The 13,579-nt window shown below is 64.3% G+C and carries 13 protein-coding genes; 10 read left to right on the plus strand and 3 right to left on the minus strand.

Going from position 1 to position 13,579, the window contains the following annotated elements:
• The first annotated feature begins 5 nt into the window (after nt 1–5).
• From mdcC to OWC48_RS34390, 6 genes are read left to right on the plus strand one after another with little or no spacing between them, the layout of a single operon-like run.
• Nucleotides 6–323, plus strand: a complete 318-nt coding sequence (mdcC, locus tag OWC48_RS34365; RefSeq protein ID WP_282523950.1) for a malonate decarboxylase acyl carrier protein — start codon at nt 6–8, stop codon at nt 321–323.
• Nucleotides 320–1,234 (plus strand): biotin-independent malonate decarboxylase subunit beta, encoded by a 915-nt coding sequence (locus OWC48_RS34370; protein WP_282523951.1) that lies wholly within the window; start codon nt 320–322, stop codon nt 1,232–1,234. The genes mdcC and OWC48_RS34370 overlap by 4 nt, the downstream gene beginning before the upstream one ends.
• Nucleotides 1,221–1,961 (plus strand): biotin-independent malonate decarboxylase subunit gamma, encoded by a 741-nt coding sequence (mdcE, locus tag OWC48_RS34375; RefSeq protein WP_282523952.1) that lies wholly within the window; start codon nt 1,221–1,223, stop codon nt 1,959–1,961. Before OWC48_RS34370 ends, mdcE begins: the two co-directional genes overlap by 14 nt.
• Nucleotides 1,954–2,601 (plus strand): malonate decarboxylase holo-[acyl-carrier-protein] synthase, encoded by a 648-nt coding sequence (gene mdcG / locus OWC48_RS34380; protein ID WP_282523953.1) that lies wholly within the window; start codon nt 1,954–1,956, stop codon nt 2,599–2,601. The genes mdcE and mdcG overlap by 8 nt, the downstream gene beginning before the upstream one ends.
• Nucleotides 2,598–3,461 (plus strand): triphosphoribosyl-dephospho-CoA synthase MdcB, encoded by an 864-nt coding sequence (gene mdcB, locus OWC48_RS34385; protein WP_282523954.1) that lies wholly within the window; start codon nt 2,598–2,600, stop codon nt 3,459–3,461. Before mdcG ends, mdcB begins: the two co-directional genes overlap by 4 nt.
• A complete protein-coding gene (locus OWC48_RS34390; RefSeq protein ID WP_282523955.1) occupies nt 3,461–4,381 on the plus strand; it encodes an acyltransferase domain-containing protein in 921 nt (306 codons plus the stop codon). Before mdcB ends, OWC48_RS34390 begins: the two co-directional genes overlap by 1 nt.
• A gap of 811 nt (nt 4,382–5,192) precedes the next feature.
• On the opposite strand, the gene OWC48_RS34395 is transcribed toward OWC48_RS34390, so the two are convergent.
• Entirely contained in the window at nt 5,193–6,038 is an 846-nt protein-coding gene (locus OWC48_RS34395; RefSeq protein WP_282523956.1) for a hypothetical protein, read from the minus strand.
• Between the two features lie 363 nt (nt 6,039–6,401).
• On the opposite strand from OWC48_RS34395, the gene OWC48_RS34400 reads away from it, so the two are divergent.
• The 4 genes from OWC48_RS34400 (at nt 6,402) to OWC48_RS34415 (ending at nt 11,907) form a co-directional block, all read left to right on the plus strand.
• Nucleotides 6,402–7,835 carry a hypothetical protein gene (locus OWC48_RS34400; protein WP_282523957.1) on the plus strand — a complete coding sequence of 478 codons (1,434 nt, stop codon included), beginning with the start codon at nt 6,402–6,404 and terminating at the stop codon, nt 7,833–7,835.
• Between the two features lie 266 nt (nt 7,836–8,101).
• Nucleotides 8,102–8,560, plus strand: coding sequence for a hypothetical protein (locus OWC48_RS34405; RefSeq protein WP_282523958.1), 459 nt, complete (start codon nt 8,102–8,104; stop codon nt 8,558–8,560).
• 141 nt (nt 8,561–8,701) lie between these two features.
• Complete coding sequence (locus OWC48_RS34410) at nt 8,702–10,438, plus strand: type I secretion system permease/ATPase (protein ID WP_282524000.1); 1,737 nt, start codon at nt 8,702–8,704, stop codon at nt 10,436–10,438.
• 50 nt (nt 10,439–10,488) lie between these two features.
• Nucleotides 10,489–11,907 carry an HlyD family type I secretion periplasmic adaptor subunit gene (locus OWC48_RS34415; protein ID WP_282523959.1) on the plus strand — a complete coding sequence of 473 codons (1,419 nt, stop codon included), beginning with the start codon at nt 10,489–10,491 and terminating at the stop codon, nt 11,905–11,907.
• A gap of 55 nt (nt 11,908–11,962) precedes the next feature.
• Here OWC48_RS34415 and OWC48_RS34420 read toward each other — a convergent pair whose 3' ends face one another.
• On the minus strand, nt 11,963–12,745 hold the full coding sequence (locus OWC48_RS34420) for a response regulator transcription factor (protein ID WP_282523960.1): 783 nt from the start codon (nt 12,743–12,745) through the stop codon (nt 11,963–11,965).
• Between the two features lie 214 nt (nt 12,746–12,959).
• The gene (locus OWC48_RS34425; protein WP_282523961.1) at nt 12,960–13,544 is read right to left on the minus strand and encodes a hypothetical protein; all 585 of its coding nucleotides are present in this window, start codon (nt 13,542–13,544) and stop codon (nt 12,960–12,962) included.
• Nucleotides 13,545–13,579: the final 35 nt, after the last annotated feature.

The following is a 13,579-nucleotide window of genomic DNA, read 5'->3' on the forward strand; positions in this document are numbered from 1 at the left end:
TTTGCATGGAAAAGCTCAGCTTCAGACTGACTGCCCCGCGATGCGCCGGCGGCACCCGCACCCAGGCGATCGTCGGCGTCGTCGCCTCCGGCAATCTCGAGGTCCTGCTGGAACGGGCCTCGCCGGCCGACATGTGCACGATCGACATCGCAACCGCGGCCCATGGCTTCGGTGCGGTGTGGGACGCCGTGGTCCGCGACTTCGTCGCCCGCCGCTCTGCCGGGGGCTTACGCATTTCCATCAATGACGGCGGAGCCAGGCCCGACACAGTGGCGCTGCGCCTTGCGCAAGGCGTCCGCAAGATCGAGGAGCCGGAACGATGACAACGGCCAAAGCCGACAATGTTTCGCTGAGCTGGTACGAGGCCAGCGCCCGCCAGCGCATCGACGCGTTCGTCGATGCCGGCAGCTTTGCCGAACTCATCGGCCCCGAGCTGCGCGAGATGAGCCCGCATCTGGCGATCTTCGACCTGCCGGAGCAGTTCGACGACGGCATCGTCGTCGGGCGCGGCCGCCTGGACGGCGTGCCGGTGCTCGTCGCGGCACAGGAGGGACGCTTCATGGGCGGTGCCTTCGGCGAGGTCCATGGCGCCAAGCTCACGGGCCTCTTGCGCGCCGCGCGTGCGCTTCATCAGGACGTACTGATCCTGTTCGACACCGGCGGCGTGCGGCTTCAGGAAGCCAATGCCGGCGAGCTCGCCATCGCCGAGATCATGCGCGCGGTGATCGAGGCACGGCGCGCCGGCATCCACGTCCTCGGCCTGATCGGCGGCCGCGCCGGCTGCTATGGCGGCGGCAGCCTGATCGCCGGCACCTGTTCGCGCCTGATCGTATCCGAACAGGGGCGGATCAGCGTCAGCGGCCCCGAGGTCATCGAAACCAACAAGGGCATCGAGGAATTCGACTCGCGCGACCGCGCGCTGGTGTGGCGCACCATGGGCGGCAAGCATCGCTACCTGATCGGCGGCGCTGATGCGTTCGTCGACGACGAGGCGCTGGCGTTTCGTCAGGCGGCAATCGACGCGCTCAAGACCATGCGGGGTTGCGATGTTGCGGTCCTGGAAGCGGAGCAGAAACGCCTTGAGCGGCGGCTGCAGCGTTTCGGCGAGGCCGCGGACGCCGTCGAAATCTGGCAAGCACTCGGCATCGACCAGCCGACCGGGATCCCCGCACTTCCCACAGCCGCATTTCTTCGCGCGGCAAGCAACAGGGAGAACGCCGATGACGCTCGATGACACTCTGGCCAGTCTCTTTCCGAACGGCAGCAAGATCGCAACCACCGGCGCGATGATCGCGGGACAGGCGATCCTTCCCGATGGAGGCCCCGTCCACGTGCTGGGCGTCACGCAGGGTCAGCCGCTCGGCGTGGACGAGGCGATCGTGCTCGCAGGGCGCGTGATCGAGATCGTCAAATCCGGCGATCGCGCGCCGATCCTGGTCCTGGTGGATTCCGCCAGCCAGCGCATGAGCAAGCGCGACGAGCTGCTGGGACTCAGCGAATACCTGTCGCATCTCGCCAAGTCTCTGCTGCTGGCGGAAGCCGAGGGACACCGCACCGTCGGCCTGCTCTACGGCGGCAGCGCGGCCGGCGCGTTCATCGCCACCGCGCTCGCCACGGCTACGCTGGTGGCGCTGCCCGGCGCGCATCCCGCGGTGATGGACCTGCCGTCGATGGCGCGGGTCACCAAGCTTCCGATCGATGTGCTGAAGGCCAAGGCGGAAGCGACGCCGGTGTTCGCGCCGGGCCTCGACAACATGATGCAGACCGGCGGCATTCACGTTGTCTGGAACGAAAGCGCCCCCTTGGCGCCGCAGCTTGCCGCCGTGCTGCGACGGCCGCAGGGACAGGACGATCGCGCGCGGCTCGGCGCCGAGCGTGGCGGCAGGAGGAAGGCGGCCGAGATCGCCGATCGGGTTGTCACACTCGCGGCAGCCGCGCATCAGGGGGCGCAACATGGCTGAAGCCCTCCAGCGCCATACGATGGTGACGGCCTCGGCCACCGGATGGGCCGCCGCGATGAGCCGAAACCCCGCACTCGCCAGCGAGCCGATCATCGAGGGCTGGGCGCGCAGCGGCCGCCCTCTCGTGGTTCGCAGGCCGGCCTGCAACGATCCCGCAGGCATGATTCCGCTCGGCCTGCCGCTGCCGCCGGGCCACGGCAAGCGGCGTATCGCGGTCGCGCTCGCCCCCGGCGATCTCATCGCACACGCGCCGCCGCCATTGCTGGCGGATGCGGCAGCAGCCGCGCCTGCGTCGTGGCGCGAGACCATCGACCTGCTCGTCCGCCTTCTGCCGCAGACGCGCACGTTCGGCAGCCTGGCCTGGCAGCATCTCACCGGCCTGCCCTATCTGTCGGATGGATCGGACCTCGACCTGCTCTGGCCGCTGTCGTCGGCGAGGCACGCGAACACCCTGCCGTCCGACATCGCGCGGATCGCAGAGACGGCGCCGATGCGGCTCGACGGCGAGATCGTCTATCACGCCGGCGGCGTGCAATGGCGCGAGCTGACCGGCGCTGACGAGGACGAGGTCCTCGTCAAGGGCGCGGCCGGCGTTCATGTCACCACGCGTGCGGCGTTTCTCGCGGGTGGCGCGTCATGAATGTCGCGCTGAGATGGCAAGCGCCGCCGCAACGCGCGCTCCGCGCGGAGCAACTCGGTCATCTCGCATCGCTGTGCCTGAAGCTCGAAGTCGAGACCTATCCGAAGCCGGGGCTCGTCAGCCACGTCGACAACGGCGCGCATCGCGATATGGATGCCGGGCTCCTGCGCCGGAGTGCCGACACGCTGGCTCCGTTCTTCCGCAACCTCGCAGCCGCGGGCGCCGAGAGCGCCGGCATGGACCGGTTGCGCGCGATCGGGGTTGCGGCGGAGCGCGCGATGTTGGCTGCGACCTCAGGTGTGAACACGCATCGCGGCGCGATCTTCGGACTGGGTCTGCTCTGCGCCGCGGCCGGATATCGCAGCGCTCTCGGCATTCGCAAGCCGCTCGGCGAATTGGTGTCGCAACGTTGGGGCGACGCCATCCACGCAGGCCCGATATCCCTGCGCAGCCACGGCGCGCTGGCGTCACGTCGCTACGGCGCCGGCGGCGCCAGGGCGGAAGCGGCTTGTGGCTTCCCCTCCGTCTATGACATCGCCCTTCCCGCGCTGCACGCGGCGCGGACGCTCGCGCCTCGGGATGAGGAGGCGGTCCGGGTTCAGACCTGCATGGCGCTGATCGCAGATGTTGCCGACACCAATTTGTTGCACAGGGGCGGAGCTGACGGCTTGCGCTTCGCGCAGGTCAGTGCATCCGCATTCCTTGCCGCGGGCGGAATCGGTTGCCCAGGCTGGCGCAAACACGCCGACGGCATTCACCGGGCGTTCGTCGCGCGCAATCTCAGTCCGGGCGGATCGGCAGATCTGCTCGCCATGGCTCTGTTTGTGGACGCTCTCTTCGTCGATCGGCCGGCCCCCTGATGCTTGCACTGCTCTGCGGCGGACAAGGCACCCTGTCGGACAAGATATTCGATCTCGTCGCCGAACGGCCTGCTGCGGAATCGATCTTCGCCGCCGCGACTGCTTGTCTCGGCGAAGATCCGCGGAAGCTCATCAGGACGCGCAGCGCGGACGAGCTGTCCGCCAACCATGCCAGCCAGATCCTGACCGTCACATCGGCGCTCGCGATCCACGCCTGCATCGCGGACTTGCTGACTGAGGATACCGCTGTCACGGGCTACAGCGTCGGCGAGATGGCGGCCTGGAGCGTTGCGGGAATATGGACCGCCGCCGAAGCGTTGCGACTGACCGATATTCGCGCCCGGTTGATGGACGGCGTGGCGGGGCCGGATGGGCGGCTCGGCTATGTCCGCGGGCTCGAACGAACCGCGCTCGAACACCTGCTCGAGAAGCACCGCTGCGAGATCGCAATCCGGAATCCCGGCCTTCTTGTCGTGGTTGGAGGCGCGGAGCGCGATGTCATCGACCTCTGTCAGGAGGCGACGACACAAGGCGCCGCCCGCGCCGGTCTCCTCGCCGTCAAAATCGCCTCGCATACGGCGCGTCTCGAACCGGCCTGCACGCCCTTGCGGCAGGCGATTGCGACCAGCAGACGCGCTCCTGTCGCAGACCAAAGGACCCTCCTCGCCGGGGATGGCGGCGAGCGCATCTTCTCCGTGACCGATGCGACAGCAAAGCTCGCATGCCAGATCGCGCGCCCGATCGACTGGGCGGCGACGCTGGAGGCTCTCGTAGAGCTCGGGGTCGATCAAGTCCTGGATCTCGGCCCAGGACACGCGCTTGCGGAGATGATGCAGGGCTTCCATCCATCGATCCGCTGCTACGCCGCCGACGGATTTCGCACGATCGATGGTCTGCGAAATTGGGTTTCTTCCGAATAGGCAGGGCGCCCGGCGGCTCGCGATTGAGCGAACGCATGAAATTTCTCGAGAGAACTCGCCCTCGACAAGAGAAGCCTTCAGATTTCACCGCGATCGGTGCTGAAAGCTGTGGTGTTGAACAACGCCAGGCATTGCTCCATAAGCCCTGTTGCGCCCAAACCAGGGAGCCGCGCCGCCGGGGAGTTCGAGGCCCATTCTGCCTGCTGGCGTCAACTCGCAGTCGTTCAATATATCCCTGTTGGGATATTGCGCCTGAAACGAAGCTGGATTTTGAGTCGCCCACGTCGGGCACTGGGCACTTGCAGAGCCTATCGCGCCAATCGACATCATCGCTGCAATAATGGAAGTCCTGAATCCAATCATAGTCGTGCTCCGAACGGTTGTTGTTTTCGTGCGGAGCGTTCGCGCTGGCCAGAATCGGCTGCTCTGTTGAAAGCGTTTCCTTCGAATTTTTTTGGACAAGGATTACGTAGGTATGCGCTTGAGAAAAGACACGCGGTGGAAAATCACGGCTGCGCGAACGGCACTCACCGTTGCGTGACCCGCATCCACGCATGTTTGAAGCGGGGATTACGGTGCATTCAATATCCGCGGCCGCTTTCGCGGATTCGAAGACCCATGAACCAAGTGCACCGTCTCTGTAATATGTAACGCTGGATGGCGAAGACCTGCGGACGCTGAGGCTGTTCGGGCGGACGTAGAAGCAGGCCTCCATGCCTGAGCACGACAATGGATCGCCGTCGCCGATTCAAGATCGGGCCCTGACGCCTGTTCGGAAAGTCCGACCTGAACCAAAGACCGTCTCAGCTGTTCAGCTTGCGGCCGGAGCCGATCGGTTCAGGCCGAATGGCCGCTTGACCCCCGCCCCCCCGCGTAGTCGCGTCTTGACCAGCAGCAGCCGCTGGCAAGCGAATGATAGCTCGTGCAGCAGCACGGCCCACCGAATGGTTGGACTCGCGCTCAAGACGGAGACAAGCCCCAAAGCCATCAGCAGCATGCCAAGCCAGGTCCAGACCCGTCCGTCATCGCCCGCCTCTGCGGCGGACAAGGCGAGCGGCGCCGCCGAGGCGGCAACCACGTCACTGGCGGCCGGCACCGCCGCCAGGAGTGCCTCCACGTCGACCTGGACGTCGACCTGGCGCGGCGTGATCTCGTCAGCGGTGAGCCGGTCGCGTTTGGAAAGCGGGGCCGGCGACGCGCGGGTTGCGATCCCGGTGGCGAGGATGGGACTGGCATCAACCACCTGCGCGGGCACGGACGGGCTCGGCCGGGACGTATCCGCAGGTGCGGAGCGCGGCAGCTCCGCGCGCGCATCCACCACCGCCTTCCGCTTGCGCGCCGCGGTCTGGTTCTCTTCGGCCGCGGCGACACGATGTTTGGTGGCGCGTTGCTGAACCAGCTTCTTCGCCTTCTCTGTTCCTTCGGCGATCTGGAACCAGCATCTGCGCTGGCTTTCCACCCGATAGACCCAGTGCTGGCCATCGGCGGTCGACTTGCCGGGCCGCGTCAAGCACTCCGCTTCCGCGGAAGCGGGCGCGGGGGCCGTGGCGGGACCGGCATTGAAGAGTTCGGAAAGAGGGGTCGAAAACGCGGATGATGTCGAGAGACCTGCAAGAAAAGCAAAAGTGGCGCAACAAATTCGCAAATGACCGGACATGAAAAACCCCGGTGTTGCGCCCCCGCCCGGACGGGAGCTTTGGCCGCGACCTGGGTCGCAATGCGACTTAAATCCGGCAACGCGGTGGATTCATTTTGGCCGCAGGCGAGATGCAGGCGACCTGGCCGTCAGCTCGATTGTCCATTTTCGCCATCCCCTCAGGGTCGCACTTTCGAGCATCGGCCCACGCAAAGTTGCAAAGGCTGTAACTTTACCCGAACGGATGTAGCCGATGTTACGGCTGCCAGACGAAACGCTATATCCGAACTGACGACTGGGCTTTCGACCTTCCCGGGATGACATTCCGTCCGGAGTGCAGGACCCGTCCGATTGCGTGGAGCGATTGCGATGAGGGAGGCTACGATGGATTTTTCGCGGATGTCGGATGGGATCCGGCTGCATCACGCCTCTCATCGGCACGATGGGTACGATGGCGACGACGAAGCGGGTCCGGGACCGAGCGCCCCGTTCGTGACCGAGGCGGTCGGCGGTGGCGCCCTGGTCCATGGTCCCGGCCCGTCTGCAGGTCAATTTGCAGGTACTGAAGCGCACGCCGCGGGCGCGAATACCCAGCATCATGACTCCGACCCGATTCAAGCCAAACATCCCACATCGGTGGGCGACACGGGCGGCCACGCCGGCAACCACGCTGCGGCGGACCCTGATGTTTCGTCTACTACGCCCGCTTCCGGCGCATCAGGGATGGGCATTGCTACGGTCGAAAGCGGAGCCAACACGGCCGGGAACGGCGGAGATGGCTACTTTTACGGTAGCGTCATTCACGCGTCCCTGTTGATCTATCAACCGATCAACATCTCGGTGAGCCTGGGATACGACTCGGTCGCCCTGGCCAACCAGTCCAACAATTTGAATGTCGATCAATCCGCCTTTCAGATGGCCGGCGTCGGCGGCCATGGCGGCAATGACAACATTGCATCGGGAGGCAGCGTCAGTACGTCCTCAGGCGCCGGCGTGATCGCGAGCGGCGACAACGGCGCCGGAAACGGCGGCAGCGGCTATTTCTCGGGTGCGATCTTGGACGCTCCCGTGGTGATCTATCATCCGATCAATATTGCGGTGGCGGCCTCGAGCGGCACTGCGCATGCAAGTCAATCGAACACGGTGGACATCGATCAGTCGGCCACCCAGATAGCGGGCGTCGGCGGAAGTGGCGGACATGGCAATTTGGCCGCCGGCGGCAGCGTCATGACGCTCGACCCCAGCTGGGGATCAAGCAACGGAGGGAGCGTCTTTGGCGTTCAAACGGGCGGAAGCCAAGCCGGCAATGGCGGTGACGGCGTGTTCTACGGTGAACTCGTCCATACCTCGTTTGTAATGTACAACCCGATCAACATCGCAATCGCGGGCTATGGCTCCAGCACTTACGCGGTCCAGATAAACGATGTCTCCGTGGATCAATCCGCGGTTCAGATCGCCGGCATTGGCGGGCACGGCGGCAACGACGACGCCGCAGCGGGCGGCCACGCAAGCCTTCTCTCCCATCATCTGTGGGGCGGCTCCGATACGATCGCGACCGGTTCGAACGGCGCAGGCAATGGCGGCAACGGATATTTTTCCGGCAGCCTGATCGATGTCAGCGTCGCGATCTATGCACCCATCAACATCGCAATCGCAGGTCCACATTCGACGGCCGTAGCCGATCAGGTCAACAACGTGCACATCGACCAGAGTGCGGTCCAGACCGCCGGTGTTGGCGGGGACGGCGGCCACGGCAATCTCGCGCTGGGCGGCGATCTTTCCGCCCATCTTCTGTCGGATCTTCACCTGATGGCTTAGCGAAGCATCGCGACGCTAGCACAAGCCCGATCGCGAGCTGCGTCGACACTCTGCACACGCAAGCTCCCCCTGCGGGCTCTCCCGGACGTCTCGAGCTCCGGTGTTGCGCGACGAACGCCATACTTTCGTACGTAGGTCGACCACACCGGATGGTGTCCGATTTGACATCTATCGCCTTCGCGCGTGGGCGGATCAGACTTGCCGCGCGCGTCCGCCTGATCGGGATGGATGTTGCACGACAGCCAACAAAACGACGGAGGCCTCAAATGATGCCAAAGGCAATCAACATCTCGGATACGATCAAAGTCAAATCGATCGACACCGGTGGTCAAAGTGCCGGAAATGGCGGCGACGGTACTTTCAAGGGAGCCATCATCAGCAAGCCGACTGTCAACTTCGATCCGACCAACAAGGCGGAAGGTGCCGACGTGCACGTGAACACCGGCGATCACGTCAAACAGACGGCGGATTGGGATGCCGGCGGCGCAAACGCCAAGGCCTCGTATTTTTCGAAGGCCCATGGCGGAGACGCCGAGTCGAACGGAAGCCAGAAATCCTACAGCGGCTACGATACCTCCAAGGTCTACGCCAATACGGATGCCACCCAGATCAACAAGGTCATGGTGGACCAGCACCAGGAAGTTGTGGCCGGCATCGGCGGCGATGGCGGAGACGGCAACGTCGCATGGGGTGGCGGAGTGACCTTCCATCTCGATACGCTCTGACCAGCCGCTCGTCCGACTGGTGGGACCGGCGGCCGCGGCCGCCGGTCCTGGATTTCACGCCAATGATTTACCGATGCCGTTGCCGGATTGCGTTGGCCATCGGTCAAGTGCGCCGGACCTCGATTTCAGGCGGTGACGATCATGCTGATGCCGCCCATCCGGTTGCCTATCCTGCCGCAGATCGGGACGCCACTGCACGCGGCCCTCCGGTCCTGCGCGGGACCGCTCGGTCTCGTGTTCGCGTATAGCTGCAGCTACAACCTGCTTCTGTTCGCGCCCTCCATCTATCTTCTTCAAATCTACGACCGGGTATTGTCGAGCCGGAGCGGCGACACGTTGCTCCTGCTCACGCTCATTGTCGCGATCACGGTGGTCGTCGGGGGCGTGTTCGATGCATTGCGGCGCGCCGTCCTTGGACGCCTTGGTGCCTGGCTCGACGATCGCCTTCGTCCTTGCGTGCTTTCGGCCGGCCTCGAATCGGCGCTTCGCAGCGATTGGACGCAAGCGTCGGGCGCGTATCGGGATCTCACCGTGCTGCGCCAGTTCGTCGAGTCCGGCGCATGTACGATGCTGTTCGACGCGTTCTGGGCGCCCTTGTTCCTCCTTGTCCTCTTTCTGATCCATCCCCTGCTTGGCGTGGTGGGCGCCTGCTGCGTCGCCTTCCTGTTCGCGCTCACGGTTGCCGGAGAGCTGGTCACGGGAGACGCTCTGCTCAGATCCGGCGCCGCGCTGTCCAGCAGCTGCGGCCGCCTCCAGACTGCGGCGAGCAACATCCACATGATCCGCGCCATGGGAATGCTCGATAGCGCTGCGCGCATGATCCACCGTGACGCGCGGCACGCCCGCAGAGAGCACGATGTGGCACTGCGGCGAGGCGAGATCGTCTCACTGGCCACCAAGCCGGTTCGCGCGCTGTCGCAGGTCCTGATCATGGGGGCCGCCGCATGGCTCGTCCTCGATCACGGGAAGAGTCCGGCCATCATCTTTGCTTCCACGCTGATGTTCAGCCGGGCGCTCGCGCCGGTCGAAAGTGCGGTCGCAGGCTGGAAATCACTCGTGACGGCCATGAGCGCCTGTCAGCGGCTCGGCGCACTTCTCGCCGCATTCCCCGTCGCCCGGCAGCAGAGCGCGGAAGTTTCTCCGCTGCAGGCGCGAAGCGGCCTCGTCGTCGACAATGTCGGCGTGAGGCTTGCGGGGACCAACCATCTTCTCCTGAACGGCGTCTCGTTCAGCCTCATGCCCGGAGAATGCCTTGGCATCATCGGTCCGTCCGGGTCGGGCAAGTCCTTGCTCGGCCAGGTGATCGCCGGGCTGTCGATGCCGACGCATGGCCGTGTCGCGCTCGACAATACCGACGTCTCGCTGCTTCGCGAGGGCCTAAAAGGCGACCGTCTCGGATATCTCCCCCAGGACATCAACCTGCTCGGCGACACGATCAACGACATCATCGCACGCCTTGAAGATGCCGACCGGCGCAAGGTCATCGAAGCGGCCAAGCTCGTCGGCATCCATGGGGCGATCATGCGCCTGCCGCTGGGCTACGACACGGTGATTCAGAGCGAAGCAACCTTCTCGCGCGGGTATCGGCAGCGCCTCGGTCTTGCCCGCGCCTTTTTCGGCAGTCCACGCCTCGTCGTTCTCGACGAACCCAACGCCAGCCTCGACTACGGGGGCGAGCGAATGCTCCTGGATGCCATCGAGCACATGAAGCTCGCAGGCGTCATCCTTGTCGTCGTCACCCACAGGATGGGTCTCCTCGCCGCCACGGACAAGATTGCCATCATGGAGGGCGGTGCGGTCGCCGCGTTCGGCGACAGCGAGGACATCTTTGAACGGCACCTGAGCCGACCCCAGGTTACTTCGCAGATAGCGCCATGATCTGGAACTCTCTCACCATCTGGAAACATCCCGCCGTCTCGAGACTTCCCATGATCTGGGGCCAGCTCGTGCGAGCGCCGGCGAGCCCCCCGCCCGCCCGGCGATCTGGCGTCGTGGTGACCGCAATCGACGATTTCGAACCTCTGGAATTTCCATGGTGTTCGACGCCCACGCCGACCTCTCCGCGCGGAAGGCTTCGCGGCATCACCGTCGCGGGCAATCTGATGGTGCTCTGCTTCATGCTGGGGCTTGGGACATGGGCGAGCCTAGCGCCTCTTGAGAGCGCCGCGATCGCGTCCGGCGTCGTGGAATCGGAATCGAGCCGCAAGACGATTCAGCATCTGGAAGGCGGTATCATCAGGAAGATCCTGGTTTCGGATGGCGATATCGTGCGCAGCGGCCAAACGCTGATCGAGCTGGACGACACCCGGGCCGGCTCGGAGATGCAAAGCCTCCAAGGCCAATTTTGGGATGCAGCTGCTCGTGCCGCACGGCTTCAAACCGAGCAGCAGAGATTCGAGAGGATCGCAATCCCGGACGCGCTGGAACAGGACAGCAAGCAGAGCGGGGTGGCTGCCGCTGCGGTGTCGGCGCAGCAATTCATTTTTCAGGCACGCCTGCAGGTTCACGAGTCGCAGCTTGCGGTCATTCGCGAACGAAGGGGTCAAGTCGAGAAGGAAATCCAAGGTCTTAAGGCTCAGGAAACCGCCACCGGGCAGCGCGTCGACATCGTTCGGGAGGAACTGGATATGGTCGCGACCCTCGTCAACAAGGGACTCGAACGGCGGCCGCGGCTTCTGAACCTGCAGCGGGAGCTGGCCGACGTCGAGGGCCGCCGCGGCGAGATCGCCGCGCAGATTGCCCGCGCCGGGCAGGTCATCAGCGAACAGCAGGCCACCCTGTTCAAGCTCGAGAGCGAAAGGCAGAACGAGATCGCACAGTCGCTTCGTGAGGCACAGAACCAGATATTCCAGCTCCGCGAGCGGTTGCTTGCGGCCAGGGACCAGCTATCGCGAACGGAGATCAAGGCGCCCGAGGACGGCGTGATAACCGATCTGCGGATTCATACGGTCGGTGGCGTCATCGCAGCGGGCGCTCCGCTCATGGACCTGGTGCCCCGGCAAGACCGCCTCATCGTGACCGCGCGCCTCAGGCCCGAGGACATCGATGTGGTTCATCCCGGCCTCAATGCCGAGGTTCAACTCGTACCGTACAATCAGCGTCGCGTGCCTCGCCTGAAGGGAACTGTCGTGCACGTATCCGCAGACCGGCTGCTCGACAAGCGTACCGACCAGCCATACTACGCGACCAGGATCCGGATCGACGACGGGCAGATCGTCGCGAACGACATCCAGATCGTCCCCGGCATGCCGGTTCAGGTGTTCATCACGACGGGGCGCGGCACCGTGGCGCTCTACGCGCTCAGGCCCCTGCTCGACAGCTTCCGTGGTGCCTTCAGAGAGGACTAAAGCGCGGTGAGATCGGGGTCGATCGTCATTGCACTTTCCGGGTCCGGATCATGCTTCACGTCTCCCGCATGAGAGCCGCGCCGGGGTCGTGATCGCGACTCTGCGCGGGCAACCGGCCGCGCCAGCGGAGGACGGCTTCCGTGCGATTGTGCGCGGCACATTTCCTCATGATATGCTGGATGTGCATTTTGACCGTGCTTTCCGACAGACCCAATTTGGCGGCGATCAGCTTGTTGGGCAGGCCGAGCTCCAGTTCCGCCAGAACCTGTTGCTCACGAGGCGTGAGATCGGTCACGCTCCTCTCGATAGCCGCTCTGGCTCCATCATTCATCAGATATGCGGGCGTAAGCCCGCGCGCATCCGGCGGCTCGAAGTCCGGTATCCTGTTCATCCCGGCCACGGGCAACGGCCTGTAGACGCCGCCGACAAGAACAAGGCGCAGGCCGGCTATGACGATCTCGATCGGTAGCGAGGTGGAAAGAAAGCCGCGCACGCCCCGCTGCATCGCGGCCTGCACGGTCGGCTCGTCGTCAAGGTTTGACAGGACTGCAACGGCGGCGTTGGGACAACACTCCGCAACGAAGCCGAGATCGTCCTCAACCGAGGGATCGCCGATGGGCTTGTTCGCGATACTCAGCATCACCAGACGAACATCGCGGGCTGACGTGCAGTCCAGGCCTTGGACCGATGCCATGTCAAGGATCTCAAGTTCGTCCAATTCCCGCCTGAGGACGTTCAGAATGCATGTGCGAGGCAACAGGAGCGGCTCGATAATCACCAGAACCGGCAAGTGAAGCGAGCCATTGAGTCGTTTCGAGGTACTGGTTATGTCGTGCATGATTTCCTCGAGATGAAAAGAACTTCCGCGATATTCCCATTCCGTATTGCGTCTCCCCTGCCGCTGCATTCAACCTGAATGCATCATCACGAGAGCGGCGCAGAGCCGCCGTTGGTGCCATATCCACTGCGGGATCACCTGGCGTCTGGGTGGAAATTCTTTCCGCTCAAATCATTTGGACGTGTACCGCGCGGTGGCGCAGTCGACGCATCCTCTATTTGCAGATATTTCGATACGCCGTTGACGCCGCCGACCCTGACTTGCCGTCGACGACATATGCTTCATCCTCCTTCACGAGATACAGAAACGGCGTCTCGTCAGTCTCGCTACCTGACGCGCTTCTTCCTTTCACGCGCCCGCAAATCGTATCGACGCGGCGTCCAAGCATGTTCTTTCGCATTGCGCGCTTCACATCGCTGAATTCGGCCGTTTCCAGATTCCCCATCTGCGTCGCGATCGCAACCTTCGCCTTGTCCAGAGCGGGATCCGACGTTTCCGCGGGCCGTTCGGGTGCCGGGACGCTGATCATCGTCCGCGGGGACGCCGCCTTGGCAAGGTCGGTCGATCCGCGCTTCTTCGGAGATTTCGGAGATGATGTCTTGCCGGGCCTTGCCGGCGTTGCGGAACTCGATCTGACAGCCGCAGGCTCTTGCGCCAACGCCGTCGGCATTGGCTGCGTGGGTTGGGCGACAGCGAAACAGGGGCGTGACGCGCATCCGAGGAAATACCCTCGGGAAGGCGCGAACCAGCCAAAGCCGATCAGCACTCCTGCCAGCACTCCGACAAAAAGCAGTCCCATCCGATTCCCTCCTCAGGAGCTCGGCTCGCACTCGT

The sequence above is a fragment of the Bradyrhizobium sp. Arg816 genome (genome assembly GCF_029989365.1).
GTDB lineage: Bacteria > Pseudomonadota > Alphaproteobacteria > Rhizobiales > Xanthobacteraceae > Bradyrhizobium.

Bases quoted from the DNA above. Each gene is read 5' to 3' on its own strand.
- OWC48_RS34390 (WP_282523955.1), top strand. From the start codon at position 3,461: ATGCTTGCACTGCTCTGCGGCGGACAAGGCACCCTGTCGGACAAGATA.
- OWC48_RS34400 (WP_282523957.1), top strand. From the start codon at position 6,402: ATGGATTTTTCGCGGATGTCGGATGGGATCCGGCTGCATCACGCCTCT.
- OWC48_RS34405 (WP_282523958.1), top strand. From the start codon at position 8,102: ATGATGCCAAAGGCAATCAACATCTCGGATACGATCAAAGTCAAATCG.
- OWC48_RS34415 (WP_282523959.1), top strand. From the start codon at position 10,489: ATGATCTGGGGCCAGCTCGTGCGAGCGCCGGCGAGCCCCCCGCCCGCC.
- OWC48_RS34410 (WP_282524000.1), top strand. From the start codon at position 8,702: ATGCTGATGCCGCCCATCCGGTTGCCTATCCTGCCGCAGATCGGGACG.
- mdcC (WP_282523950.1), top strand. From the start codon at position 6: ATGGAAAAGCTCAGCTTCAGACTGACTGCCCCGCGATGCGCCGGCGGC.
- mdcG (WP_282523953.1), top strand. From the start codon at position 1,954: ATGGCTGAAGCCCTCCAGCGCCATACGATGGTGACGGCCTCGGCCACC.
- OWC48_RS34425 (WP_282523961.1), bottom strand. From the start codon at position 13,544: ATGGGACTGCTTTTTGTCGGAGTGCTGGCAGGAGTGCTGATCGGCTTT.
- OWC48_RS34420 (WP_282523960.1), bottom strand. From the start codon at position 12,745: ATGCACGACATAACCAGTACCTCGAAACGACTCAATGGCTCGCTTCAC.
- OWC48_RS34395 (WP_282523956.1), bottom strand. From the start codon at position 6,038: ATGTCCGGTCATTTGCGAATTTGTTGCGCCACTTTTGCTTTTCTTGCA.
- mdcB (WP_282523954.1), top strand. From the start codon at position 2,598: ATGAATGTCGCGCTGAGATGGCAAGCGCCGCCGCAACGCGCGCTCCGC.
- OWC48_RS34370 (WP_282523951.1), top strand. From the start codon at position 320: ATGACAACGGCCAAAGCCGACAATGTTTCGCTGAGCTGGTACGAGGCC.
- mdcE (WP_282523952.1), top strand. From the start codon at position 1,221: ATGACGCTCGATGACACTCTGGCCAGTCTCTTTCCGAACGGCAGCAAG.